Raw genomic sequence first — 22,008 nt, 5'->3', positions numbered from 1 at the left:
AGGCTTGAATTCGCTTTTTCCCAGGTAAAAGGAACACCTCGCCATGACCGACGCCACTCAAGCGCCCTTGCGCCCATTGGCCGACACTTCTGCGTCGGCCGTCGTCGCCGGCTTCATTGCCATGATGACCGGCTACACCAGTTCCCTGGTGCTGATGTTCCAGGCCGGCCAGGCAGCCGGTTTGACCACGGCGCAGATTTCTTCGTGGATCTGGGCGATCTCCATCGGCATGGCGGTGTGCAGCATCGGCCTGTCGTTGCGCTATCGCACGCCGATCACCATTGCCTGGTCCACGCCCGGCGCCGCGCTGCTGATCACAAGCCTGGGCGGTGTAAGTTACGGCGAGGCCATCGGCGCCTATATCACCTGCGCGGTGCTGGTCACGCTCTGCGGGCTGACCGGCAGCTTTGAAAAACTGGTCAAGCGCATCCCCGCCTCATTGGCGGCCGCCTTGCTGGCGGGGATTCTGTTCAAGATCGGCAGCGAGATTTTTGTCGCCGCGCAACATCGCACCGGCCTGGTGCTGGGGATGTTTTTCACCTATCTGATCATCAAGCGCCTGTCGCCGCGTTATGCAGTACTGGCCGCGCTGGTAATCGGCACCCTGTTGTCAGGGCTGATGGGTTTGCTGGACTTCAGCGGTTTCCACCTGGAAGTGGCCACACCGGTGTGGACCACGCCGCACTTCTCGCTGGCGGCGACCATCAGCATCGGTATCCCGTTGTTTGTGGTGGCAATGACCTCACAAAACATGCCCGGCGTCGCCGTGCTGCGCGCTGACGGCTATACCGTACCCGCCTCGCCGTTGATCACCGCAACAGGGCTGGCCTCGCTGGTGCTGGCGCCCTTTGGCTCCCACGGCATCAACCTGGCAGCTATCAGTGCAGCCATCTGCACCGGGCCACATGCCCATGAAGACCGCAACAAGCGCTACACCGCGGCCGTCTGGTGCGGGGTGTTCTACGGGATCGCCGGGGTGTTCGGCGCCACCTTGGCGGCGTTATTCGCAGCGTTGCCCAAGGAACTGGTGCTGTCGATTGCGGCCCTGGCGTTGTTTGGCTCGATCATCAATGGTTTGAGTATCGCCATGAATGAGCCCAAGGAGCGGGAAGCGGCGCTGATCACCTTTATGGTCACCGCGTCTGGCTTGACGCTGTTTTCCATCGGCTCGGCGTTCTGGGGGATTGTGGCGGGGGTGTTGACGCTGTTGATTCTGAATTGGCGCAAGGCATAAAAAAACGGCGACCCGAGGGTCGCCGTTTTTTTAGTATCACTTAGCCGCGTTGATCGGCTTTTCCGGATACCACACGTCCAGCAGTGGGCTGACTTCAGCGCTTTTCAGCTCGCTGCGGCCTTTGAGCCAGCTTTCAACAGCTACGCGTTGCTCTTCGTTGACCGAGCCACGCTTCTGCAGGCAAACCAGACCGAAGTCATCGCCGCCGACATAGCCCAGACCGTTGGCTTCCATGGCTTCTTTGATGAATGCTTCGAGGAAAGCATCGGTAGCTTCTTCACTCAGGTCTTCTTTGAAGTCCAGGTTCAGTTCGAAACCCAGCTCCCTGTTTTGACTGGACAGCATTTTCTGTCATCATCCATGAAATCCATACTTTACGGGCCCTAGAGCCACATTTCAGGGAAGATCTCAAATGACAATTGTCAGAAAAACCAACGCCATCCGTCTTCACCCTCTGATTACCATCGAACCCGGCGTCAATTCGCTCCTTGAACGCGCGTATGAGCGCCTAAAAACCCGAGGCGAACAACCGGCAAGCGCATTGCATATTCCTCTTCGCCTATTGGATTGCTACTGCGATTTGACTGGTCAGAAGATCACGATCGAGGTAATCCAAAGCCCCCTGATTGCTCAAATTTTGCACGGCTATACATCAGCGATGGGTGGCGAAGAACTAGTGGAATCTACAGCGACAATTAAAATCCGGTTCATCAGGACGCTCATCATTTTGTTCAATGAAATCGCATTCGAAGTGCCGAGTGCGTATAAAGTCCAGTGGGAGGCGCAGTTCTTTGTACCTTGCGACAAGATAGACACCTCGCTTCGGACAGCGGCAATGTCTAAGCGAACTTACTGGAAAGGATGGACGATAGAAGGGAAACCCGATACTCATCTGCGAATAGCACAAATTTTCAATTCACATGGCTCGGACTTTGCCCAGATCATATTTCATAATCTTGAAATGAGGTATAAAAAAAGCTCGCATAGAAACTTGTTTTTATGGAACAAGTTTCTCGATTACCTAGCAAAAAATTCAAAGGAGTGCCCAATATCCATTTTCTACAGCGAAAACGGCCTGCGGACATTCATTCAACGCTTTACCCTCCACCATTTCAAAGAAGCAAAGGATGCTGGGTTGGATCCTCAATCGCAGGTCAGAGGCTGGAGCCGCTTCTTAAATGACTTTGAGACTCGCATGTGCCGCAAAGGGGTATGGGCAAAATTATCGTCACCTTTCAAGCGCCCTAACTTACCAAGCAAGCGTGGAGATGCGACAAAGACCAAAAAAAATGCACAAGGGTTACTTGTTCAAGAAAAACTTTTAACTCAGATCCCCCTATCAGTAACAGATACTGAAGCCATGGAGCTTTTGTTTCATCAAATAAATTGTGATGTAACAATAGTTCGAAACTGGGCAACAACTCAGGCTGCAGATTTATATGACCGCTACAGCCTAAGAATCAAACTTGCAAAACAGGGCAAGCCCATTACTAATGTGAAGGGGCGGTTTGCATACAAACGATATACGCTTGCCGACTTGTGTGCGACCCTCGAGTGTAGCAAATCGACCGTACCCAATGAGTTTTTACGAAAAGTCTACACACACCTTACAGGTGAAGAGTGCGATACAATAAAATTAGCGAAAGAATTTGGATTTCCAATGCCTGGCGATTTATTCGCGCATCAATGTTTGTTGGTACTAGAACATCCAATTATAACCACTGAATTTCTCTCTGAGCATCGAATCGTCAACGAAGATGATATTTCAACTGGATTTATTCCAGACAATAATACACTAACAGGTTTCAAAGACAGAAAAGACCCAGAATGCCGAGAGCAAATTATCTATCTTACAGAGCACTCAAAAAAGATAGTACAGCAAATCGTAGACATAACAGACGTATTGCGTAGAAAATTAAAACACAAGAAAAACAACAATCATTGCTATCTATTGCTTTCATCAGGCAATGGATTCGCACCGATTAACAGAGCTAAAGTTAGACCTTGGAATGATAGCACTTTCAAAAACAACTCTGATCTGAAGCCGCGCTTAATTGCGGAGTTTTCACGACACTGCTCAATTCCAGAGCCTCAACTTTTAGATCTGATTAAAAGGGTCAAGCTTACACGAATCAGAGACTCCCGAGCTGTACAAATCTACATCGAAACTAGAAGTGCAGAAGCTATGGCAGAAGCACTTGGCCACGAAAGCTATGATCCCGCACTACTAAGTCATTACCTTCCAGAAGCAATTCTAGCGTTTATCAAGGCACGATGGATTCGTATTTTTCAGAAATCGTTGATTTGTGAAGCTATGAAGGACAGCAGATATTTACTGCGTGCAACTAGATTTACGAAAATAGAAGATTTGCATTCATTTCTCGAAAAGCATCGAATCAAGAGTATACCGGAAGAGGCGAGTAACCCTTCCCGAAAAAACTCTAAAGCAGGACATGAAAGATCAGAAGCAATCCTATCCGTCAGTATACCTTTTCTTGCGGCGCTGCTTTCACTTGAGGCAGCCGTGAGTGAATCAAAGCAACGCGAGAATATATGCGGCATTGCTGTTTACTGGTCAAATGTCGCTGAAAAGCTCAAATCAGAAATCAACAGCGGATATGATCGCACCTTAAAATCACATCTTCAGAAAGCCCTTAAACTAGTTAATCCTCGTCGAATGGAAGCACTTATTTATGCCCCAACTCACTGGGTATGAGTTCATGGACGGCTTCGATCATATCGAAGCGCTCCCTTACACAAAATCCGACTGGCTTCTAAATGAGTTCGGCGAAACGATTTGGAAAATTCAATTTGGCCACAAAAACCCTGTCGAGTTGGACTGGCGCGTTCAACTTCCAAACGGTGACCTGCTGACTAATCCGGCACATAGTGAGTTGCTTGCATCACTTCGGCATTTCTTAATTATCGGAGCGGATGGGATTAATGGGCAATTTACGACACTGGCCAATCTTTCCAGAAAAATGAGATTTGTAAGCACTTGTAGGGTCATCGATTACATTCTGATTCGTGCGGAGCCTTTGAAGCTACTCGAATTCGGTCTTGCTGGATTAGACCAAGATAATTTCAAATCAATCCTCACTGCACTTGCCTCGCATCCAAGCGCCGAAGAGTCGGTATATAATTGGCGAGAAAATGCCACAATTTTTTGCAGAACTCTTTTAGAAAATTTTGACGAATCGAAAGCTAAAATAATATACGAAAAGTGGCCAGCAATACTTCATGTGAGCGATCAGCAGATCGAAGAGATTGAACTCGACATTCTTCCAAACGATATACCAAAATTGAGGGCAGCACTCAAGTATTCTGGGTTTTATTATGGCAATGCCACTGCCGGATACAAGGTGAGCTCTACAAAAATGTCTTCTCAGATATATCAACACAGTTTGCGCGGCAAGCAAACACCAAAATCAAAACTTAAGTTTTTGAATTTCTTCCCCGGCGATGCTAATTATGACCGAGAGTTTCCCCGGGCGAAAGTAACTACAGGTGAAGATAATCGCTTGCTGGAAACCACCTATGTAGTTTACAGGAGCGTTTTGGCGAGTATCCATGCGGTATCCACTACTGGATTACCAGCACCCGACCCGGAAGACACGTTGGAAATTTCTGAATATAGGGCCGACGTTAATACATCCGCCAGGTTTAGGAGCGTTCCTGCTGATGTCCTATTCGATCTATTTCGCAAAGGATTGGAATTTTATTTCGACTATGGGCAGGCGATTCTAGAAGGTTTTAGTACAGTAGCGCGACATTGCGCCTTACACAACCTGAAAATGTCAACATTATCAGAACATAAATTATCAAAATTGCTAAACTCCACACTAAAGCAAATGGGCGTGAAACGAATAGGACTTTCATGCTACGGGGAAATGACCGGAGCCCGAAAAAAACGAAGCAGCGATAGAGAAAAATATTTTTATGAATTTCGGCGCAATGAAGGTTTGCTTGAGCTAGTTTTAGTCTACTTTGGCGTGATCAAATTTACCGTAGGTACACTAATGGCTCGCCGTGTAGACGAGCTGATCCCGTTAAAAATTGAAGGCTGCTTAGATGCTACAAAATCATGGTTAAGATTTGGTTTAGAAAAATCTTCACGTGGAGCACTTGGGGCAAGACAAGTTGAGGAAAGACCTATCGATGAAATCGGGTCAGAAATGATCGAAACTCTATGTAACTTCCAAGTTGAACTCAGAGACTCTGGTTTTATAGAGAATCTCACTACGGTTTTTGCCGTTCCTTCATTGCTGGGTAAAATGGAACTCATGGAACCCAATCATCATTTGTACAACCGAAGTCTTGACTTTTTATGCGATTATTTCGAATCCGGCCTGAATGAGAATGGAGAAAGATATTATGTTCGACAACATCAATTACGACGTTTTTTTGCCATCATGTTTTTCTACACGAATAGCTTTGGTGAATTGGATACGCTACGTTGGATGCTTGGCCAGCGAGATGTAGAGCACGTTTGGCACTATCTAACAGAGTGCCTCAGCCCTGGCGAGATTGCAGGGGCAGGCGCAAAATACTTCGCAGACTTGGCAAAGTCTGACCGACTTGAAAATTACAAAGATCTTCAGCATTTGCTGCAAACTAAATTTGGCACTACAAAAGTACACTTGGTGGACGAGAATCAGATTGAGCGCTATCTCGACTCAATGCTAAAGGAAGGTTATGCGCGCATCCAACCCGAATTCTTTAAAACTGAAACTGGAAAATCCATGCGAGTACTATTCATTTTGAGTAAGTCATCATGAAAAAAGACACTAATAAAAACATCATTAACAATTCGATAACAGCCACCTTCATACTTTTGAGAGATATTCTAAACTCGCCAAGCACTTACATCACCAATGAAAAAATAAAAGACGCACTGAAAAGCCAAGGAAGCCTTTGCTCATTAGAATTTAGGTTTTCAGTGGACAACCTGGAATATCACATTAAGCCTATGAGCCTGAACACTCTAAAAAAAACTCTTGACGAAAACAACCCAATAAAAAACTTTCCCCACTTAAACAAGCTTAGACTGCAGGCCAAAAACTCGATATCAAACTACAACACTGCACCAAGGAAATCTAGTTCACGCACCAAAGCAGGCTTAGACACTTACAATTTAGAGCTTGAGGCAGAAATTCATAGCCTCCATAGAGTCAATATGGTTTTACTACAGGCCCTAGCAAATAACATTAAAGACTTCAATACCATTGAACGAACGCCAAATACTGGATTAAGACAAAATAGAATTCAAAAGGCCATAAGCAGGACGGTGAAAATCCTAAGCTTGAACCCAACACCGTTTGATGACGTATCACTAATCAACAGCCGGAAACATCTTCAACTGGTGGTGAGCAATGATGAACAAAAGAACAACTAACTACCCTTCCCACCACAAACTTTATACTTTGATTCCCGACTTAAAACTATACGAGTTTTACTCCGAGGAAAAACTCACAACATTAAGTGGTCACAACATGCCGTTCATGGAATGGCCAGATCGAACGCCATGCCTAATCGCTAACTTGTATGTCCTTGAATTACGTAAGCGCCCTGGACGGAAAGGTGATGGCCCATCGCGTTTTGGAACCAAGGGCGGTTCGTTTGGCGAGTACGCGACAAAAATAAGCCATTTAATTAGATTTTGTTATTACAACAAACTAAACTTCATCCATCTTTCAAACGAAGACTTCTATCAGTTTATGGATGGGCTCCGCTCAGAAATTAACTTAAAAACCGGTGACAGAAAAAGGACAGAAAGAACGCTCTCTAGTATTGGCAGACGGTGCATACACTTTTTAAGTTATGTGGGTCGACTGCATCAACAAGATAATTTTGTAGGTATCGACGGAACAATAGAAATACAAATAATCGACACTGTCCAATATCGAAACGGCAGAGCCTTCAGGCGTTCTTCAGTACATCATGGTTCTTTTAGAGTCCCTAGCGCCGCAAAAACTAGAAAACCAATCACCGAGGCAAATATTGAAAGATTAAGGGATGCTGTTGATCAGATGCCAACCTCAGCGTTCATCAGGGAACGCCGTCAACTCATGATATCTATATATGAAGAAACAGGAGGCAGACGAAGCGAGATCAATAACTTGACTATTGACAATATAATGACTGCCTTGTCGGCAGACATTCCTGAGCTAAGAATTAAAACATTAAAAAATGGAGTTATTGAAACTCGCATGATACCAATTAGTCCGATGCTAATTGAGCAGATGGTTAAATTTATACGAATACACAGAATTACCATTATAGAAAAACTACCTTCTGATCATGGTTACTTATTTATAGCAGAAAGAGGTGGCCACCAGTTGGCCAACGATACGCTCACCAGTGAATTTTCAGACATTCGACGCTTCGCGGGAATCGAAGAACAAGCCTGCGGACATATGTTCCGCCACGCGTTTTGTACACACATTGCAGCCTACTTAATTTCCGAAGTGCAAGCAACTAGCCCAGATTCGTTTCGCCAGACACTGATGACCAACAAAATGATTGCAGAAAGGGCAAAAAAACTGAGCGGCCATTCAGATCTGGAATCATTCTTAGGTTATGTTGATGCAGCATTTAAACAGGTATCAAAATTCAGCCAAATTATAAAAAATGCGCGCAGCCAACAAGTATATATGGAATATGAACGACGCAGGAAGCATTTAATCAGACGACTAGCCGAAAGAGTTATTACTGTTGATCAGTATATTGAAGAGGAGGATAGCTTGACCAAGGCTAGAGATCTATCTTTAGAGAAAGCGCAGCTATCGAAGGATGGATGATGAGGCCAGCCTCACCGTTAACGTTTTCTGCATAAAGCTGACATCAATTCAACAAGCCGACGTTGGCGGCTCCCTAACCTATAAAGAGGTGGCGACGAGCTACGAACGTTCGCTGCACGTTAGCCAAATGCAGCCTGGGTGTCATGATGCGAGACAGCTTGAACGTGATGCTGGATTTGCAGCGTGCCCTTCCCTGCTCTCCGGTCTGCAGCATTTCAACGTGAGGAAATGGCATAAAGGTCTATATGACAATCAGCCGAAAGGACTTAAGCAAACTGTAGGGGCCATGGGCTTGGCCTGCCATGGTACCTATCACCGAGGGATAGACGACGCGAGGAATGTGGCGTCCATCGTTAAGGAAATGCTTGGGTGACTGTATGAGCCGGGCCCAAGTGCCCGAACAAGCGATCCCCCCTGGACTAATGGCCCATTACTCCTAAGCGATCTGCGGGGATCTCTCGGATAATAGATACAGCAAGGGATTTTTAAGAGCCCACCTGAATCTGGCCAGCGAGCAAGATGCTTGGACGGTTTCGAGTACTATTGGCTGATCCGCCTAATACGCCGCAGGCCTCTGTGAGAGGAGCACATGAATGTATTTGTCAGCACTCAAGGTTCAGAATTTCCGTAAGTTTGGCGCGGAGCCGAACCATCTTTTCATTGAATTCAACAAAGGCGTGACTGCATTAGTGGGGGAGAACGACGCGGGTAAATCATCGGTGATCGATGCCCTGCGGTTCGTCCTCCAAACGCGTGACGGAGAATACGTACGTCTGCAGCCCGAAGATTTCCATATTCCTGCCGAAGGGCCGCAGGCGACCCAAATCACGATCGTTGCCAAGTTTGCAGACTTAGCTGCATATTTCTTTTCTTCAGTCTGTGAATACGAAACTTGCCTTACCTCAGCCACAGCCGTCTCTCCCGACAAAACTGAAACCGAGGGATGGCCCAAGGCTATTTGATCGTTGTAGATCTTCTGGGCAAATGCTTGCGATGCCGAGGATACCTTGTTTGCCGTGAGTGCCGCCTCCCAGGTGTAGAAAGCTGCAACCGTAGAGCCAGCTGTAGCAACCAGCGAGAGCAATCCTAGAGTGCCTGGTTTCGATACAAAGCTTCCGAAAAAACGAGCGCAGCAGATAACGCAGTCACGCAGTTCTTCCCATAACAATTGGCACTGCCAACGAATAGACATAAATCCGCTCAAGAAAATGATGGTCAAGCTTTATCGTCTGCAGTGCAGAAGTCTGAAGCCCTTCCTAAAGCCTTTTACATTCGTTCTCGATCAGATGGAAACGATCGAAATTATCCTGGTGGTCATCGACTTGGAAATGCTTGAGATCGTCGATGAATTCTGAATAAGCAGGAAAAAGTAAGCGCCTGGCTACGCACGCAGTCCCTCGAATAACAGCGCGAGGTGACACACGCTCAAGCAAACGTCTGTGAATTATTTAAATTATGGGCTAGCCATAATTATCGCCCTGCCATAATTCTCAATAATCTTGCGCTTATCAAAGTCGGAAAATAGCAGGCTGTTTGGTTCGCCAGTCATAGGCGGGCACAAGGCCCGAAGGGACGACGGGCCCCCACTTATGGCCCAGCGATTGCGACGAACCCTGATCTTTGCGATTCAAGAGCTCACCCCCCCTGCCGATCTATAGATTCCGACTCTTGAGTGATGATCTCCCCACATGAAGCAGCGCACTGCCAACATAGCCACCGTTTCTATAGCCCTGTTCGCCTTTGGATTTTCAATCTGGCAAGGTGTCATACAGCGCACGCATAACCATGTTTCTCTGGAACCTCGCATAAATGCCTACTACAGCAATGACGGAAAGGAAGATCAAGAAGGGCTCTACATCATAAATAACGGGATGGGGCCGGCCTTTGTTGAAAACTTTGAAGTGAGTGTTGACGGACGAGCCATTCCAAGCGGTGCCCCATGGAAGCTCGGCACGGCAATGATCGCTCTAGGATTGGACGCAAACTGCCTTACAATACGCGGGCCTCGGCCAAATGATTCATTCAAAGCTGGCGAAGAGATGGCGCTGATTGAGATAAGTAAAGGAGCACCAAAAATTTGTTCAATTACCGCTTACAGGATGAGAAAAGCATTTACTGAAAATCTAGATTTCACCCTGACAGTAAAATCTATTTATGGTGATCGATTTGAGTACAAACTGAAGGAGAATCTCCAGCAACCACTCTAACCTATTCGTTTTTCTCACTCGTCCCTGTTCGGCCAGATCGATGGCACCAATCAAGCTGTCTAGCCCACCGGAGAGAAGCACCACCGAGTCTTCAACAAGATGCAGAGCCTGCAAGTCCAGGCACGGCCGCCAGCACCCAGCATCGACTTGCGACTCTTGAGTCGATTATAAACGACGTCCCAGACAAATGTATTTAGAACACTCCAAAGGAACACTGGACGCTGTGAGAATCAGGGACTCTTGGCTCATCGAGCGCAAGCCACTCCAGGTTGATGCCCAAGCGATGATCGAGTGGCGCAGGTACGAGATCGATAATCACGTCCCTAATGGTTGTGGGTATGTCGTGCCCCTTGCTCTAGGCGATTCGTCGTGGTTAGTAAGTGATTCAGGCGACATATATGGCGCGGTTAATCTCAACAAGCTCCAAGCAAGGTCTCCCATGGCATGAGCATCCAAGCAAAGTTCCTTCACCTCCAAGCAATCCAAAACCTCCTCGCTCCATACCGCTACGTCTATTGCGTAGACCTTGAGGCAACCTGTGATGAGGTCGGTGAGTCGGAATCACCAAGGCAGTTAGCAGTCGTCTCCGCCCAGATGGAAACGATTGAAGTTGGTCTTGTTGTGGTGGATATGGAAACGCTTGAGATCGTCGATGAATTCCAACGCTTCGTTCGACCGCAGATCAATCCTATCCTCACCGATTTCTGCAAGCAGCTCACATCCATTGAGCAAGTGGATGTGGACGGCGCGGAAACCTATGTGGAGGTTGGCCATGAGTTAGCAGCATTTGTTGCGCGATATCCAAATGCAGCTTGGGCGTCGTGGGGTGACTATGATGCAAGGCAGCTTGAGCGAGACGCCGGCTTTGCTGCCTGCCCTTCCCTACTCGAAGGCCTGCCCCATTTCAATGCCAGGAAATGGCATGCAGATTTGCATGACAATCGACCGAAATCACTAAAGCAAACAGTGGAGTCGTTGGGTTTGGTTTGGCAGGGTACCTATCATCGAGGGATCGACGACGCTAGGAATGTGGCTTCCATCGTGAAGGAAATGCTTAGCTAATTGATGAGCCGGGCCATTGGCCCGAAGGATCGACCTCCCCATTTACGTCACACCGTAGGTTTCGCTTGCGATCGCGCAGGCTTCAGTTTTTCGAATGCATGGAAGCTAACAGCAGTTGGTATAAGCCATTCCTGCACTACGCTCGCAATCTGGGTTGACAAAGTTCCATTTATGCACAAAAATCACGGTTGACACTAATCGTATTTTGCATAGTTTTTGGAGAGTATCGAATGTCTGAAACCCAACACCCCAGTTTTTTTGCACCGAAACTTCATCCAAAATTTCTCGAGAAGATTTGCCAGGAAGTCGTGTCGGTCGCCTATGGGGCGCTGGCGGATGCGTCGACTGAAAACGACACGGCTTGGACACGTGGCACGTTGCTCTATGGGCGAGTCCACGGTTTGTTTAAGAACCTGAGTCGTGATCCTTCCCTACCTTGGCTGACCCTACGCAATAGCACCATGGACTATACGATCAGCATCAACGATGTGCTGTTCCAGGTAGTGATGGACGATCCAGATGCGCCGAAGAAGTCGTATCGCCTTCTGGCCAACGATGTCGAGCTTATGCAGATGAGCCTATTCGAAGCGAATCCCGAAGAGATCGTGACCTGGCGCTTGTTCGTAGATAACGATCACAATTTCGAATCGCCAAAGCTCACGGCCACTGTGGTTGGCTTCGATATCAACCGAAACGTCATTTGCCATTGGTCACATGAGTACAAAGCGCGAACTCCGGTCAAATCTGCCCATCTGCCAGACGCCGTTGAGTTTGAAGATCCGCAACCTGTGCGTCGTAACACAGATGCTGAAACTGAAACCACTACAGATGTTGATTTGACTTAATGGACGAAAGAACCAAACAGCTCTCCTTCGGCGAAGAGTTTTCACCCGACAAACTTCGCCTTGCGCGTTGTGCTGCGGGCCGTTCGCTTGCCGAGATAGGGGAGCTATTAGGAGTTACTCGCCAGTACGCTCATAAGCTGGAGGTAAACGCCATTCCCTCCCCCACTCAACTGACAACGCTGAGTGCTGTACTGGGCGTGAGTAGAGAGTTTTTCTTCACCGCCAGGCGAAGCTCTGTGGAGCTTGAGCAGTGCCATTTTCGAAGCGTTCGAGCCTCTACTCAGACGGTCAAAAAGTCTATTGCCGCACAGGTCGAATTGTTCGAGCTGCTGATTGACGAGCTAGACAAGGAAATTGCCTTTCCACCGGTGAGCTTCAAAATGTTCGAGGAACCACTGGCAAGCGTGGATGTAATTGAACAAGTAGCCGAACGTTTTCGAAGAGATCAATCGCTTGGATTAGGGCCAATTTCCAGCATGACCAAGCTGGCTGAAAAGATCGGTGTACTCGTCGTAAGCATTGCAGATGCGGATGATCGGGTGGATGCGTTCTCTCTGTATAACAAGCGCCCCCTCATCGTGCGCAATACGGCAAAAATGAATCCATGCCGCCAGCGCTTTGACCTTGCTCATGAGCTTGGTCACCTCGTAATGCATCAAGGCATAGAGACGGGCTGCCACGACACTGAGAGTCAAGCAAACCAATTCGCGAGTGCCCTATTGATGCCTCGCTCCAGCTTTGCCGGAGAGTTTCCCACCATGCGTGGCAAGTACCTAAATTGGCAAGCTCTCGGTGAGCTCAAGCTTCGCTGGAAGGTAAGCTTCAAAGCTCTAATTTACCGGGCCCAGACGTTGAATCTGATTACTCAAGAACAAGCGAAATCCGGTTTTACCTACCTAAATCGAAACGGATTCACCAAACACGAAGATCTGGATGGTGAGATACCAATGGAAATGCCTGCGCTCGTACAACGTGCGATAGATCTGCTGGACTACATGTCCTGGAGAAAGATACTCCATACAGCCGGGCTTGAGTCCAGAACCGTGGTGGAGCGATATTTGCTGAGAGTCCCAACCTCCCCTTTATCGCTTGTGTGATCAGTGATGGTCATCATCGTGTTGAACCAACGCATCCGCGCTCAAAGGAACTGGCTCAATCAGGAACGCGTTTATGTCGCTTAAAAATGCATTTGCTGCTGTGCTTAAAGCGATGCGGGCCGGCAAGGGATTGACTCAGAGAAATCTGGCCGAAGTTAGCAGTCGTACCTATGTATCCAAATTGGAGCGAGCCCAGTCGAGCCCCACACTAGAGATGATTACCGCTCTCAGCGGCCCACTCAGTGTGAATCCACTTACTCTTGTGGCGATCACTCTCTGCACCGAGTCGGGGGAGTCAGTCAACGCTTTGCTGCGACGTACGCAAGAAGAGCTGGAGAAGCTAAATCATGAGGGCGTTCTCAGCAACCTAGCCATTACGTCGGGGGATGAGTTGCTGGTACCACGCTCCCCTGCTAGGCCCTCAAATCCCCGCTCAGTAACGAAGTCCCAGCAGGTCGAATTTTGCTTCACTGAATAAATGTTGCTGCTCACTGCAATAACGTAACATCTTCTGTTAGCCCATCGGTTTATCGCCGCTGACCGCCTGCTCTGGCACATTCAGCAGCATGACTGCTCGCCTAACCTCGATCAGATGACCGCTGGAGCAGCTACCTGTCTACCAGTCTGTGAGAGTATTCGATGAAGCATGTCAGGTTAATCCGACACGGGGAAAGTGCGGCTAACGCCGGCGAAGCCAGCCTGGATCACGCGAGCATCCCCCTCACGGCAAAGGGTGTTGAGCAAGCACACCTGATGTCCGGGTCATTCGCCCAGGCTCCGACTCTGATCGTTGCCTCTCCTTTCGTCCGTGCGCACGCAACGGCAATGGCGACCGTTGCAGTCTTCCCCGCTACTCCGTTTGAAACCTGGCCCATTCACGAATTTACTTACCTTGAGCCCGCACGGTGTGCCAACACGACCGTTGCTCAGAGACGAGACTGGGTCAGGGCATATTGGGCCAAGGAAGACCCAGCGTTCAGGGATGGTGAAGGCGCCGAGTCTTTCCTAGAATTTATATCTCGAGCTCAGTCTTTCCTGGATCGACTTGCAGAGCATCCTGCTCATGACATCGCCGTGTTCTCACATGGGCAATTCACCAATGCGGTGGCTTGGCTGATTGAGTGCAAGCCACAGAAAATTGATGGTCAAGCTATGGCTGAATGGCGGGAGTATGAGCTCACGAACCACGTGCCCAATTGTTCTGGGTACACGCTATCGAAGCATCCAGAGGATGCGGATTGGACACTAAGTTCAGCGGAGTCTCGAATAGACGTAGATCAGCGCGTCCCAGGCAGAACCTACTAGGTGACTCGCGATCCAGAGTGTCTGCCAATCGAAGAGCGTGTCCAGGCTCTTCCAGCTCCGGGCTATCGACTGCCTGATGATAATTCTGCTGTGTACGCCGAACAACTAATGCATGCGACCAGTGAAACTGCGCCACCAACCGGGGTTCGTGACGTCGACGAAAATACCCTGCTCTCAGCGAGAGAGATATGCTAAGTATTGCGTGAGGTCACCTTCGAGCGACGGACGATGACCAAGGTGATTCAGGCGTCTTGGGATGAGATTTATGCGGGCCATTTCGTGGTGAGCGTTGAGGGTTGGCGGATATCGATCTACAACGACTGTGACACGCTCGACTACTGCGAAGAATGCGAAAGTCCGGAAGGACGGCGATGGTCGTTTGACGCAGGGGATAGATTTGGAACAGATCCCATTGCGTTGCTCAGCACATGCGAGCATCAGACGCTTGAGCGTCTCGTGAAGGCGCTCTAGGGAGCCAGTGTCGAGCGGGCCTCTGCGAGGACGGCTGTCGTGAACCAAGCCTCGCCGTTGCCGAGTCTTGGCCCTCGGGGCTACCATCCTCCCGCCTGCGCGCTCCGCTTGCTACTGGCCCCCATGCCACCTTTCCACGAGCTAAGTGGCCCAACAATCTCGTCTTAATTCAGACGCGGTGCTTGGATGGAAGTGAGTTGTGCATACCTGCCCTCGCCCCCGCAGCCCACTGATGGACAGTTCTAGGGGCGGAGGCGATAAACGTAAAAGGGAGCGCCCCTGTCAAAACGTCCTTTTTCCTTACTCAGCGGCGAAAGAGACGGTCTAAAACCAGCAGCGCTACTGCACCAATCGCGATTGCAGCAACTGGTTTTTCTTTTACGAACGTAGATACGCTGTCTAGTGCATCGCCATAGGTTTGCGTCAACTGACCAGCAGCTTGGCGCCCGGCACCTTCAGCTTCCAGCTTCGAATCACCAAACAGTTTACCGACTGCGCTCTGCGCTTTGCCGGCAACCTTTTCTACGACGCCTTCTACCTGTTCGCTCTTCATGATTCACCAAACCTTCGTATGTAATTGAGTAACCCAGAAAAACCTGGGCCTGAGGCAACCTGCACAGAGTTAGGGGGACGGACGTAATGATAAGTTCAAAGTTGATGAGCCTCTGGATGTCCGCGAGGCACCTAGCCATTTCTTATCCTGCGCTATGCTGAGCGTCCCTGAAGGAGATCACATCAATGCCAAAGGAATACTCGCTGTCGGATGTGCTGGAAAGAATGTATCAAAACCAGCTCGCTCTGGAGGCTGCCCTGATGGAACTGACGCTCCACGTCGAAGCCCACGGACATGCGGATGTAGGAAATAACGTACGTGGTGCTCTGGAGACAATCGGCGAGAACGCGGGCCACATAAAACAGGGCTTGGCGCGTCTCAGCAAGCTCCCATGACCCAGCCGCTTTTCGATTTTGATCTCAAACGCGTTTCCCGCACGCACTACATCACTGGCAAGGCTGCGATCAACGTTCCGCACGCTTGAAGCGTTACCGGTGGGTGGCATTTTCTGTCGTATTTCGACCGGGAGACGGGCATGGCGAAAGTTTCTCTTGCAGGGATTTACTATCCGGATACCTCTGATTCCTTCGGGGGCTCCGGGATCCTTGACGTTAGCGCCCAGATGGCTGAGCGGGGATGGCCGATGGAGGGCGCTTGTATCTTCATTGCGGATCATCACAGAGCTGCAGCGGACATGGTGCTGAAATGGGCTTAGAGTGAGTCCAGGCACGGTAATATCAAGTTAGCTGACTGGTTTATTTCAAGCCGAAAAACAACGCCGGCTCGATATTCTAGACTCTGGAAAGCCAAAGCCTCTCTCGATGTGCAGACTGCAAAAATTTGAAGCCTGGCTAACTTTACCGTGACGCTATAGTGGCGCTTATATCCATACCTACTATTTAACTAGCGACTGCCCGTGCAGCGTTAAGGGTTTAACGCACTTAAATCTGGCGCTGCCTTTTCGTAAGTCGATAGCTGTGACATAAAACCGTATCAGCCCCACATACCGGATATCAGAATCAACATACACTCTATAAATCGCAAATTGAATTGATTCTCAAAAGCTAGAGCTATCGACAGACTGTTTAACCTTTCGCAATATCAGCTTGAGCCACGCCAAACTCACTAATCAAATCTGTGGTTTTCATTTGAACTTGGCAGCCCGGGCGCCCGGCTGAAAAATATATTTCTGTAAAGATTTGTGACGAGGAATCAATAACAGTCCTGAATTCCTTCTTCATTCCTATAGGTGAACAACCACCATGAATATATCCCGTGAGTGGAAGCAGATCCTTCGAAGGAATCATAGTGACTGACTTTTCTCCAATGGCTAAGGCCGCCTTCTTCAAGTCAAGCTCTGCATCACCTGGCACCATAAACACATAGTGATTTTTCGTATTACTGACTGTGACCAGCGTCTTAAACACCTTGCTGGCGGGCTCATTAAGCAATACTGCCATTTCCTGAGCGTTTTTTACCGTCTCCTTGAACGAATAATATTGATATTGCAGCTTTTTTGACTCGATCTGCCGTATTGCATTTGTCTTTCCAGACTTCTTATCCATAGCAAACAACCTCCAAACTAAAGACTCGCACCAGCAATAAACTTGCTGGTGCGAGAAGCAGTTAATTTAGAATTAAAAATCAATAATTAATAAACCGTTTAGACTGCGACCAAAAGATTTTAGATCAAGCGGCAGCAAAAGCGGAGAGCCGCTGTCTTTGGGAATATCGTTGGGATATCAGCACGACCACGGCAGCCAAAATAGCAATCGCCGCAGCTACCAATGGAATAGCCTGCAGGCCATAGCCGCCAGCAATTACAACTCCTCCAATCCACGCACCTATCGCATTACCGATGTTGAAAGCGCCGATATTCAGTGTTGCGACCAAATTGGGAGCCTCATTGCCAAAACTCATCACGTTGAGCTGAAGACCTGGTATTGAGGCAAACGCAACCACCGCCCAAAGGAACAGATTGATTTCGACGAGAAGTACCGATGGCATCGTCAGCGATACAGCAGCGCTGACCAAGGCAAGCGACAGCGCAATACCTGTGAGTGCAGTACCTCGCTTCCAGTCAGCCAAACGTCCCCCGATGTAATTTCCAAGGGTCAAACCTACACCGATCAACAGCAGGCTCATGGTGATATTTTGCGCCGAAATTTTCGTCACATCCTCGAGCATTGGAGCGACATAGGTAAACATTGCGAACATCGACGCATCGAATACAACAGTAGTCAGGAGGGCGATCCATATACCAGCGTTTTTCAGCGCTTTTACTTCACTGATAAAGTCTACTTTTTCTTCGTCTTTACCAGAAGGCAATATGCGCCAAAGGCCAAGAAGGGTTACTGAACCCAGTATCGCAATAGCCCAGAACGGGACGCGCCAACTCGTATACTGACCCAATGCAGTACCCAGCGGTACACCCAACACGTTGGCGAGAGTCAGTCCAGCAAACATCATTGCGACAGCCTGCCCCTTCTTTGTTTCAGGTACGAGGCTGGATGCGACAACGGCACCGATCCCAAAGAACGAGGCTTGGCATAGCGCCGTTACCACGCGTGCGATCATGAGGTAATTATAGTTAGCCGCAATTGCGCAAAACACGTTGCCAAAAATGAAGATAATCATTAATAGGATTAGCGCATGTTTGCGTTTCAATGAGGCTGTAAGCAGAGCCATGATTGGCCCGCCTATGGCAACACCTAAGGCATAGCCGGTGACTAACCATCCTGCGGTTGGAATGTCCACCGACAGGCTACGTGCTACATCCGGCAACAACCCCAGAATAACAAATTCAGTCGTACCAATCGCAAATGCGCTCAACGTTAATATCAATAGTGCAAGTGGCATAGCGCCCACCTTTTAATGAACATGGTTCTTTAAGGCAAAAACCCACTGCCCAACTAATGTCGATAGGTAGGTTTTTCGCCCGCTTTATTTCGTAGAATTAATAAAAGTGGTTTTTGGTGCTTCGGCAAAACAGCTACACCAAGACAACTTTCATTATCAATGAGCTGTATTGTCAAGTGATTAAATAAGAGCAATACAACAACTTAATCACATTGCATCTCTTTGAGCTTTAGCTTTACTAATACTGAAACCAGTAAGTTCTAGTCATTTCTAAAGAACTCCTGAAGGCCTGCTCATTGAGCTCCGTGAACCCACGACGATATGCCATGAAGCTGGATGATGGCCGGGTGGGTTGACGCTGCCTTCATCGCGCTCAGCCCTTGGCTCTGAACTCGGAGGCTATATTGCGTGGCTGAAGTCTGGGTGTAAACTCTCAGAAATGCAGGCCCACCTGGAGAATTTGCACAGATGTTTGATTGGGAAAGCCTTCGCCATTTTATAGCGCTAGGTCGCGCAGGCACCTTGTCGGGTGCGGCTCGTGCCCTTGCAGTTGACCATGCGACAGTCAGCCGTCGAATAGCTGCGCTGGAAAATGAGTTGCAGACGAAGCTTGTAGAAAGATTGCCACGATCTTGCACCCTTACGGCTTCGGGGGCCCAGGTCTTCGACTTGGCCACTGCTATGGAGGCATCCGCCTTCGGCATCGAACGAATGGTACGAGCCGAACAGACTCCCCTGAGCGGGAAGGTCACGGTAAGTGCGCCCCCTGTATTGGTGACCCATTTACTCGCCCATCGCTTGTCTGAATTCAGGGCCAAATATCCAGAAATCACACTTTCGATGTCTGCACAGCCTCAGCAGGTATCGTTGAGCCGACGCGAAGCTGACGTGGCATTACGCCTGACCCGCCCAGAAGAACCCAATAATGTTGTGCGCAAGATTGGCCACATTCCATATGCCTTGTATGCCAGCCCCAGCTACACATTCTTTGATAATCCAGAAAGGTGGGCATTCATCGCGTACGACGCACAATTTGTGGATCTGCCGCAACAGCAGTGGCTAATGCAGATTGCTGGCGAGCGTCGAATTGGATGTGAGCTAAGCGATGTTAGTAGTCAATTGGTGGCTGCATGCTCTGGTGCTGGGATCGCTGGATTACCGAGATTTCTCGGCGATGCTCAACCAGGATTGAAGCGCATAGAGTATGACGGAGCCCCCTTTTCAAGAGACGTCTGGTTAGTGGTTCACCACGATTTGAAACGCTCAGTACCTATCAGAGCTGTGATGGACTTTCTTACCGACACGGTGAAGGGTGTAGGCCTATGATTGCTAAGGGAATATTCGATGCTGAGAGATGCACCGTTAGGTGGGAAGAACATCTTCACTTCACCAGCAGCGCCTCGTGGATCTCAATTGTAGGAATGGGTATTTCTTTGCGCTTGCGGGCCAGCCAAGTCCTTGTTTTGCTCACATCGAAAATCTGCCCCTGCTCCATAAGGGTCAACACAAGCGCATCTGAAATTCGATAGCGACCACAGGTAGGGCAATTTCTTTCCTCCCAAGGGCCATCACATTTAATGCGGTCAGCGGAGCCTGCACAAATCAGACAGCTCATGAGATCACCATTTTTTTGCAGTCACGCCTGATCCCTCATTTTTCCAGAAATTTTCCATACTAAAGTTCGCAGTACATCCAAATGACCAGGCCCCTCTGATCATAGGCTGGTATTGAGCTCTGAGCGTCGAAGGAGTGACACAGGAAAAGCAAGCAGCAAATGACGCCAGTTCACATCAAACCAAGCTTGTAACAGCAATCACGCTCACATTCGGCTTTCTAGCAGGCTGAATAACTTCGCGTATTGGCGGGTTAGCTTGTGTTGCGGCTCCAGATAGATCAGCGGCCTGCTTGCTTGGTGGGACTCACGCATCTTTACCGAACTCATCAGATACGCGGGTATTGAAGCAGCTTGATGTGGAGCTGGAAGCTATCCACTTTGATCCCTTTATCCCCTCAAGCGTGGACGCAGCCATCGAGAGGGTTACGGCAGTCATAGATACCCTTCTGGTGAATTTTCGGGCGAATCCGATTCTCAGTTCGCTGGCCGACCAATTGAAATCTCAGTATCTCGACGCGATTCATCACCAGGTTGATTCAGCTCAAGAAGGGTGAGATGACAGTCACACGGCGTTATTGCAAGTCTTGTTTGGCGTGAGAAAATAGCCACTAATCTGATATCGCCAACCTGTCTCATTTCTGTCACACAAGCCCCGTAGCGTTCGCTGGCCAAGAGGCTGGAGGGTGATCTTATGAATGCAGAGAGCCGGGTAAAAATTCGACGTTTAGCTGCAAACGCAGACGTCCGAAAGAGAGTGATCGGTGCTTTCTGGAGAAGCCAAATGCTGGTGCGGCAGACGGCGGAATACAGGATTGCGCTTTTGCACCGATATCCTGTTGGATTGGTAAATGATGCTGAAATTGAAGCCTTGCTGGAAAGCTGGCCCCTCCATCGTCCCCTTGCACATACCTATTCAACTGCAGCGGCTTGATTACGTTTCTGCGATTTTCCGGGCTACTTAACGTCGTGTAAATACGCTCGACTGGAGAGACCTTCACCAGAACCGCTTTATCCGTTTGGGTGCGATGATGAATTCACTCGTCAGTAAAATGATGAGTATGCGCCAGCAACGATTCGGGTATCCCGTCGCGGATCAATCCGCCCTCCTGCATCCAGACTAGGGTTGATTGATAAGCACGCTGCAGCAGTTGATCTGTCTGGTTGAAATCGAACACTGAAGCGTCCAGTGGGCACAAAGGCGGGACGACATGAATGGCTGCGCGTGCGCGGTACAACTCGATGTCACGCACCAGTTGACGCATGCTCATCAAATTGAGCGTGTGCAAGGCCAGCGCAACGAGTCCACTGGGCGGACATGGGCAGGCACAACCGAAACCGGTGGGCAGCACCAGAACCCGTGTTGCGCCCAATGCCACAGCACTAGCAATCGGCGTGTTGCTGCTGACGCCGCCGTCAACCAGGAACTTTTCGCCGACTCGCACGCTGGGAAACACCAGCGGAATCGCAGCGCTGGCGAGCAAAGCCTGTTCAGCGCTGCCACTGGACAATAGCTCTTCCGCACCGCTAAGCAGATTGGTGGTGACGATATAAAGCGGCAACTCAGTGTCTTCAATCCGTTTGACCGGTAGTGACCTGCTCACCAAGCGATGCAACGCGGATGCACTCAGCAGGTGACCGCGACGATTCAGAATGCCCTTGATTGTGTCGAACGCCGAGAAGGGAAACACATCCGACTTGCGCAGGCTGCGCCAGAAGTCCGCAAGTTCGCTCACGCCTTGGGCATTCGGTCTCGCGGCGAAGTAGGCGCCGTTGATGGCGCCGACCGACGCCCCCACCACCAAGTCGAACACGACTTCAGCCTCAACCAGAGCCTGTAACATCCCGACCTGAACTGCGCCCAGGCTGCCACCTCCGGCCAGGACAAGCGCTGTTTTCGCAATTGGCATGATCCAGCCCTCACCTCATCACTCTCTTCAGGCTACAAGCCTAGCTGGCTGGT

23 protein-coding genes and 2 pseudogenes are annotated in these 22,008 nt (G+C 49.2%); 18 read left to right on the top strand and 7 right to left on the bottom strand.

The genetic code is table 11. The features are described 5' to 3' along the window. Positions 1 to 43 precede the first annotated feature (43 nt). Positions 44 to 1,234 (top strand): benzoate/H(+) symporter BenE family transporter, encoded by a 1,191-nt coding sequence (locus ACQY47_RS22735; RefSeq protein WP_017134777.1) that lies wholly within the window; start codon positions 44 to 46, stop codon positions 1,232 to 1,234. Between the two features lie 36 nt (positions 1,235 to 1,270). Here ACQY47_RS22735 and ACQY47_RS22730 read toward each other — a convergent pair whose 3' ends face one another. Then, positions 1,271 to 1,579, bottom strand: a complete 309-nt coding sequence (locus ACQY47_RS22730) for a 50S ribosome-binding protein YggL (RefSeq protein WP_428552087.1) — start codon at positions 1,577 to 1,579, stop codon at positions 1,271 to 1,273. Positions 1,580 to 1,646: 67 nt separating this feature from the next. Here ACQY47_RS22730 and ACQY47_RS22725 point away from each other — a divergent pair, with 67 nt between their 5' ends. The 12 genes from ACQY47_RS22725 to ACQY47_RS22670 all read left to right on the top strand — a co-directional run bounded on the left by ACQY47_RS22725 (position 1,647) and on the right by ACQY47_RS22670 (position 15,021). After that, a complete protein-coding gene (locus ACQY47_RS22725) occupies positions 1,647 to 3,950 on the top strand; it encodes a hypothetical protein (RefSeq protein WP_428552084.1) in 2,304 nt (767 codons plus the stop codon). Then, complete coding sequence (locus ACQY47_RS22720) at positions 3,928 to 6,012, top strand: integrase (RefSeq protein WP_428552081.1); 2,085 nt, start codon at positions 3,928 to 3,930, stop codon at positions 6,010 to 6,012. The genes ACQY47_RS22725 and ACQY47_RS22720 overlap by 23 nt, the downstream gene beginning before the upstream one ends. Next, positions 6,009 to 6,629: a hypothetical protein gene (locus ACQY47_RS22715; protein ID WP_428552078.1), complete on the top strand. Its 621-nt coding sequence runs from the start codon at positions 6,009 to 6,011 to the stop codon at positions 6,627 to 6,629. Before ACQY47_RS22720 ends, ACQY47_RS22715 begins: the two co-directional genes overlap by 4 nt. Further along, positions 6,607 to 8,034, top strand: a complete 1,428-nt coding sequence (locus tag ACQY47_RS22710) for a tyrosine-type recombinase/integrase (RefSeq protein WP_428552075.1) — start codon at positions 6,607 to 6,609, stop codon at positions 8,032 to 8,034. The genes ACQY47_RS22715 and ACQY47_RS22710 overlap by 23 nt, the downstream gene beginning before the upstream one ends. 593 nt (positions 8,035 to 8,627) lie before the next feature. Further along, complete coding sequence (locus tag ACQY47_RS22705) at positions 8,628 to 8,996, top strand: ATP-dependent nuclease (RefSeq protein WP_428552072.1); 369 nt, start codon at positions 8,628 to 8,630, stop codon at positions 8,994 to 8,996. A 726-nt stretch (positions 8,997 to 9,722) separates the two neighbouring features. Beyond that, positions 9,723 to 10,241: a hypothetical protein gene (locus ACQY47_RS22700; protein WP_428552069.1), complete on the top strand. Its 519-nt coding sequence runs from the start codon at positions 9,723 to 9,725 to the stop codon at positions 10,239 to 10,241. A 444-nt stretch (positions 10,242 to 10,685) separates the two neighbouring features. Then, the gene (locus ACQY47_RS22695; RefSeq protein ID WP_428552067.1) at positions 10,686 to 11,303 is read left to right on the top strand and encodes an exonuclease domain-containing protein; all 618 of its coding nucleotides are present in this window, start codon (positions 10,686 to 10,688) and stop codon (positions 11,301 to 11,303) included. A 230-nt stretch (positions 11,304 to 11,533) separates the two neighbouring features. Continuing rightward, complete coding sequence (locus ACQY47_RS22690; protein WP_428552064.1) at positions 11,534 to 12,148, top strand: hypothetical protein; 615 nt, start codon at positions 11,534 to 11,536, stop codon at positions 12,146 to 12,148. Next, positions 12,148 to 13,245, top strand: a complete 1,098-nt coding sequence (locus tag ACQY47_RS22685) for an ImmA/IrrE family metallo-endopeptidase (RefSeq protein WP_428552061.1) — start codon at positions 12,148 to 12,150, stop codon at positions 13,243 to 13,245. The genes ACQY47_RS22690 and ACQY47_RS22685 overlap by 1 nt, the downstream gene beginning before the upstream one ends. A gap of 73 nt (positions 13,246 to 13,318) precedes the next feature. Then, on the top strand, positions 13,319 to 13,723 hold the full coding sequence (locus ACQY47_RS22680; RefSeq protein WP_428552058.1) for a helix-turn-helix domain-containing protein: 405 nt from the start codon (positions 13,319 to 13,321) through the stop codon (positions 13,721 to 13,723). Positions 13,724 to 13,884: 161 nt separating this feature from the next. Further along, complete coding sequence (locus ACQY47_RS22675) at positions 13,885 to 14,550, top strand: histidine phosphatase family protein (protein WP_428552055.1); 666 nt, start codon at positions 13,885 to 13,887, stop codon at positions 14,548 to 14,550. 198 nt (positions 14,551 to 14,748) lie between these two features. Then, positions 14,749 to 15,021 (top strand): DUF7693 family protein, encoded by a 273-nt coding sequence (locus tag ACQY47_RS22670; protein ID WP_428552052.1) that lies wholly within the window; start codon positions 14,749 to 14,751, stop codon positions 15,019 to 15,021. Positions 15,022 to 15,325: 304 nt separating this feature from the next. Here ACQY47_RS22670 and ACQY47_RS22665 read toward each other — a convergent pair whose 3' ends face one another. After that, a complete protein-coding gene (locus tag ACQY47_RS22665) occupies positions 15,326 to 15,574 on the bottom strand; it encodes a CsbD family protein (protein WP_082340961.1) in 249 nt (82 codons plus the stop codon). Between the two features lie 185 nt (positions 15,575 to 15,759). Here ACQY47_RS22665 and ACQY47_RS22660 point away from each other — a divergent pair, with 185 nt between their 5' ends. After that, a complete protein-coding gene (locus tag ACQY47_RS22660; RefSeq protein ID WP_428552049.1) occupies positions 15,760 to 15,969 on the top strand; it encodes a hypothetical protein in 210 nt (69 codons plus the stop codon). After that, positions 15,966 to 16,440: pseudogene (locus ACQY47_RS22655) on the top strand (hypothetical protein). The gene ACQY47_RS22660 and the pseudogene ACQY47_RS22655 overlap by 4 nt, the downstream one beginning before the upstream one ends. Before the next feature lie 219 nt (positions 16,441 to 16,659). On the opposite strand, the gene ACQY47_RS22650 reads toward ACQY47_RS22655, so the two are convergent. After that, positions 16,660 to 17,139 (bottom strand): aminoacyl-tRNA deacylase, encoded by a 480-nt coding sequence (locus ACQY47_RS22650; protein ID WP_428552046.1) that lies wholly within the window; start codon positions 17,137 to 17,139, stop codon positions 16,660 to 16,662. A 124-nt stretch (positions 17,140 to 17,263) separates the two neighbouring features. Next, positions 17,264 to 18,433, bottom strand: coding sequence for an MFS transporter (locus ACQY47_RS22645; protein ID WP_428552043.1), 1,170 nt, complete (start codon positions 18,431 to 18,433; stop codon positions 17,264 to 17,266). 468 nt (positions 18,434 to 18,901) lie between these two features. Here ACQY47_RS22645 and ACQY47_RS22640 point away from each other — a divergent pair, with 468 nt between their 5' ends. Further along, the gene (locus tag ACQY47_RS22640) at positions 18,902 to 19,759 is read left to right on the top strand and encodes a LysR family transcriptional regulator (protein WP_428552040.1); all 858 of its coding nucleotides are present in this window, start codon (positions 18,902 to 18,904) and stop codon (positions 19,757 to 19,759) included. A gap of 55 nt (positions 19,760 to 19,814) precedes the next feature. On the opposite strand, the gene ACQY47_RS22635 is transcribed toward ACQY47_RS22640, so the two are convergent. Together ACQY47_RS22635 and ACQY47_RS22630 are read right to left on the bottom strand one after the other, a co-directional pair. Continuing rightward, entirely contained in the window at positions 19,815 to 20,048 is a 234-nt protein-coding gene (locus tag ACQY47_RS22635; protein WP_428552037.1) for a hypothetical protein, read from the bottom strand. Between the two features lie 204 nt (positions 20,049 to 20,252). Further along, positions 20,253 to 20,390 (bottom strand): annotated as a pseudogene (locus ACQY47_RS22630) (ParA family protein); the annotation flags it as partial. On the opposite strand from ACQY47_RS22630, the gene ACQY47_RS22625 reads away from it, so the two are divergent. Both ACQY47_RS22625 and ACQY47_RS22620 read left to right on the top strand, forming a co-directional pair. After that, entirely contained in the window at positions 20,390 to 20,602 is a 213-nt protein-coding gene (locus ACQY47_RS22625) for a hypothetical protein (RefSeq protein ID WP_428552034.1), read from the top strand. The pseudogene ACQY47_RS22630 and the gene ACQY47_RS22625 overlap by 1 nt on opposite strands. A 137-nt stretch (positions 20,603 to 20,739) precedes the next feature. After that, positions 20,740 to 20,979 (top strand): hypothetical protein, encoded by a 240-nt coding sequence (locus ACQY47_RS22620; RefSeq protein ID WP_428552031.1) that lies wholly within the window; start codon positions 20,740 to 20,742, stop codon positions 20,977 to 20,979. A 103-nt stretch (positions 20,980 to 21,082) separates the two neighbouring features. Here the strand turns inward: ACQY47_RS22620 and ACQY47_RS22615 are convergent, their stop codons facing one another. Further along, a complete protein-coding gene (locus ACQY47_RS22615; RefSeq protein ID WP_428552028.1) occupies positions 21,083 to 21,955 on the bottom strand; it encodes a patatin-like phospholipase family protein in 873 nt (290 codons plus the stop codon). Positions 21,956 to 22,008: the final 53 nt, after the last annotated feature.

The sequence above is a fragment of the Pseudomonas edaphica genome (assembly GCF_965277385.1).
In the GTDB taxonomy this organism is placed as follows: domain Bacteria; phylum Pseudomonadota; class Gammaproteobacteria; order Pseudomonadales; family Pseudomonadaceae; genus Aquipseudomonas; species Aquipseudomonas edaphica.
Note: the sequence above shows the minus strand (reverse complement) of the source record. Positions and strands in the feature narration are given on the sequence as shown.